We start from the raw sequence: 1,834 nt of genomic DNA, 5'->3' as shown, positions 1-1,834 counted from the left end.
CCACGGACTCCCGACCGGAAACCGCGCCGCGTAGCGGCACGGCAACCGGTAGAGAAGGCCAGAATCCTCGCCCTTCAGGGCGAGGAGCATGTCAAGGGACCTGGCGGCCGAACACGCCGGCGACGCCGCGGAGTTCGAGCTCGTGGACCTGAAGGACTACGCGCTGCCGCTGCTCGACGAGCCCGTGCCCGCGCAGATGGCGCCGGGCCGGCAGCCGCACACCCGCCGATGGGCCGAGCGGATCGGCTCGCTGGACGCCTTCATCGTCGTCACGCCCGAATACAACACCGCCCCGCCCGCCGCCCTGACCAACGCCATCGACTACCTCTACGAGGAGTGGGGCGGCAAGCCCGTCGGCTACGTCGGCTACGGCATTTTCGGCGCGGTCATGGCGGTGCAGAAACTGCGCGCGCAGGCGGGCCCGCTGCGCATGGCGGACATCGGACCGCAGGTGGCACTGTCGCTGCGCGAGGACTTCGTGGCCTTCACGGACTTCCGGCCGCAGGACCTGCACGTGGCGCGGGTCCGGGAGCTGGTCGACGAACTGCTGGCGTGGGCACAGGCGCTCGGCCCGCTGCGCGCAGTTTCCCGGGCCGCTGCCTGAACGGGAACGGTCCACCGGAGCCGGGGACGCCGTGGTCAGCGAGGTCCGGTCCTGTGCACCTAGGATGTACCGATGCAATCCGTAGTACCGTATGTATCAGTAGACCCGGACCGCAGCGACAGGAGCCCGACATGCCAGCAGCAGGGGAGGCCGAGCGTGCCCCCAACGTTGCCAAGGCTGTGTGGGAGGCTGCTGGTGCACGGGCCAAGTCCGAGGGGCTGCCCCTTATTTGGGTCATGAGCCGCGCTCTCACCGAGTACGCCGCCGGGACACTGCCTCTGCCCCGCAGCGTTACCGGCACCCAGGCGGGCAACCGCCGCGGCCGCAGCGTCTTCGCGACAGACGAGGTGTGGTCCGGCGCCGACGAGCGACGTGCCAAGGATGCGGTCCGCTCGATGTCCGCGCTCTGCGAGATCTTGTTGGACGCCTATGCGCGCGGCGACATCCATCCTTACGCCCGCATGGTCACCACCGCCCAGCGCGAGGTTTTGACCGCGTCACACTCGTCCGAGGGCGATGCCCCCTCAGGCGCGCCGCCTGCGCCCGTAGCCGCCTGACCCGCCCGGCCATCGCGAAGGAGCCTGCACAGTGACCACTTCCACCGTCGGGATGCGGGGATCAGTTCCCCCCATGCCCGAACGCACTCCCAAGGCACTGCGCGCGGCCATCGCACAGCACACGCCCAAGCTTCTGCCCGACTTCGACCGTAACTGGCGCGAGAAGATCGCCGACGCCTACGACCTCGCGCCCGTCCCCGCTTTCATGGCCCGCTGGTGGGCAGAATTCGCCCTCGCCCGGGACCCCCGGTTGGAGGCCGAGGTCCACCGCCTGGAAGACGAGGCATCCCAGGCCACGGACAACGCCCACGCCAAGAGCCTCGTGGAAGAGGCCGGGCGGCTGCGCCGCGAGGCAAGCAAGGCGGAACCCGGCCAGTGACAGACGGATTCATGGGTCCTCCCTGGCAGGCTGACTGGACCAAGGAAGCCGAAGACAACAGGAGTGCCCTCCCCGAAGCGGCCCGCGCCCTGGTTGACGCCGCTCGTGCCGAGCTTGTGATTGCGAAGGACCCGTACTTCCGGGGCGTCGACACGGCCACAGACCTTCCTGTCGGCATGAGCGTCGAGCCCGTCCAGTCGGGTCTATCAGGAATCAGGTGTGGTTCGTCTGCTTGGCCTACAGGTTCTTCGGTGGGCTGATCGGCTCACACTCGTCCGGCGGTAAGGCGGCCGT

At 69.1% G+C, this 1,834-nt stretch carries 3 protein-coding genes; all 3 read left to right on the top strand.

Features of this window, described 5'->3' with window-relative positions:
* Positions 1-88: 88 nt before the first annotated feature.
* The 3 genes from ACWD68_RS41800 (at position 89) to ACWD68_RS41790 (ending at position 1,540) form a co-directional block, all read left to right on the top strand.
* The gene (locus tag ACWD68_RS41800; protein ID WP_451811705.1) at positions 89-604 is read left to right on the top strand and encodes an NADPH-dependent FMN reductase; all 516 of its coding nucleotides are present in this window, start codon (positions 89-91) and stop codon (positions 602-604) included.
* Between the two features lie 131 nt (positions 605-735).
* Positions 736-1,161, top strand: coding sequence for a hypothetical protein (locus ACWD68_RS41795; RefSeq protein ID WP_451811704.1), 426 nt, complete (start codon positions 736-738; stop codon positions 1,159-1,161).
* Between the two features lie 73 nt (positions 1,162-1,234).
* Positions 1,235-1,540 (top strand): DUF6247 family protein, encoded by a 306-nt coding sequence (locus ACWD68_RS41790; protein WP_451811703.1) that lies wholly within the window; start codon positions 1,235-1,237, stop codon positions 1,538-1,540.
* Positions 1,541-1,834 lie beyond the last annotated feature (294 nt).

Source organism: Streptomyces sp. NPDC005141 (assembly GCF_053599975.1).
The sequence above is the reverse complement of the archived record's forward strand: the minus strand, read 5'-3'. Positions and strand labels throughout refer to the sequence as shown.

What these genes read in the sequence shown, in the direction of transcription:
- ACWD68_RS41795 (WP_451811704.1), top strand. Translation starts at nt 736, where the DNA reads ATGCCAGCAGCAGGGGAGGCCGAGCGTGCCCCCAACGTTGCCAAGGCT.
- ACWD68_RS41790 (WP_451811703.1), top strand. Translation starts at nt 1,235, where the DNA reads ATGCCCGAACGCACTCCCAAGGCACTGCGCGCGGCCATCGCACAGCAC.
- ACWD68_RS41800 (WP_451811705.1), top strand. Translation starts at nt 89, where the DNA reads ATGTCAAGGGACCTGGCGGCCGAACACGCCGGCGACGCCGCGGAGTTC.